Below are 1660 nucleotides of genomic sequence, written 5' to 3' on the forward strand. Positions count from 1 at the left end.
GGCATTGATATTAATGACGCCGGATTCATCATTGATGGCGGAACCACCGTTGATCACACCCATACCAATCAGCTGGTTATCCGCAGAGGCGGTCACGCCCTCGTCAGCGGTGAGATTGATGGTGCCCTGGTTGGTGACGGTGCCGCCGTTCAGCGCCAGCATCCCGAAACCTTCGTTGTTGACGTTGATGGTGCCGGTGTTCAGACCGGTGGCGTTACCATAGCCGGTATCGGTGGAGCCGGTAATCACCCCGGCGCTCATGGTGGGCAGATAACCGGTACTGTAGAAGGACTTCGCGGTGATATTGCCGTCTTCATCGAGTGTGGGAATAAAACCATCGACGTTAATGGTTCCGGCGTTGGTAGCAGTGCCTTTAGCGGCTGCCACACCATAGAGACCTGCACCGTTGAGATTGATGGTGGCTCCGGCATCATTTTCCACGCTGCCGTAATTTGTTGCCAGCAACGCGTAGCCGGTATTTTGGGACCAGAAAACCGGGGTTTTAGCGACGCCGCCATCCAAATACGGGGTATAATCAGAAGTAATACTGATTGTTCCACCCTGCGCATTTATTGCACTGGAGCCTGTTCCTGACGCTTCAAATGCTCCTGCCTGTGAAAAAGAGGAGTTTGACAAAGCGGGTGACATATCAACTGTTCCGCTGTTATTTATCGTTGCCCCACCAGAAACGCGCGCAATTGTCGTACCTGTGGTGGCGTTTATAACCCCTCTGTTGTCAATACTGCTACCCGGGCCTGACGCTGTCATGACGGCACCCTCGGCATATCCCCAGTCAGAGGCAGCATGGTAATTGATATCCAGTACAGAATCTGAATTGAGTACCAGGTGGCCGCCATCACTGAGCGTTGCCAGGCCAGTTGTCGCACCGACTGATCCGGTGATGTCTACCGTCGACTGACCGCTGACGTTGACAGTATTATTCCCGGTGACTGTGACACCATAGGCATTGTGTCCCATCCGTGCATCATCATATTTTTTGTCAATGCTGGAGGTGCTGACATTCACTCCACCGTTGATGTTTATCGTATTTTCGTTCCCGGTAACGGCGATCCCTGTTGCCGTAAAAGCGTTGATATCATTTTCATGGGTACTGTCCAGCGTCATATTCACTGCGCCATCCAGTGTCACGGTATTTCCGGTGCCGGAAACTTCCACGCCGGTTAAAGTCCCTTCGGGTGCAACGACATCGGACTCATCCATTGAACCGGAAATCGCCACATCGCCGGTAATGTCTGTCGTGCCGTTATTCCCCGCCACGCTGACCCCGGTCGCGCCCTGGTAAACGCCGTCCGCGTTTTTCTCCGCATGCACATTCACCGTGCCGTCGAGCGTCACGCTGGCGCTGTTGCCGGTAATGCTGACGCCAGTGCCGTTCAGGCTGCTGTCGATGGTGCCGGTGTTGGTGAAGCTGGCAGTGTTCCCGTCAATGGCGACGCCGGTTGAACCGCTGTCCACCGCCGTGATACTGCCCTGATTGGTCACACTGGCGGCATTGCCGGAAACCGTCAGCCCGGTCGCCCCACCGGAGGCATAGATATCACCGTTAATGGTGGTCCGGGTGTCGTCGCCCGTCACCACCACGCCGGTGGCGCCGTCGGCGGCGGTAATGTCGCCATCAAGGGTGTTGACCGTGTTATCC

Annotated in this window: 1 protein-coding gene; it reads right to left on the reverse strand. The window is 55.6% G+C overall.

The window, feature by feature from the left end:
- On the reverse strand, positions 1–1660 hold a 1660-nt coding region (locus GTGU_RS26210; RefSeq protein ID WP_038163328.1), incomplete at both ends, for a beta strand repeat-containing protein.

It is taken from the genome of Trabulsiella guamensis ATCC 49490 (genome assembly GCF_000734965.1).
Taxonomy (GTDB): Bacteria; Pseudomonadota; Gammaproteobacteria; order Enterobacterales; family Enterobacteriaceae; genus Trabulsiella; species Trabulsiella guamensis.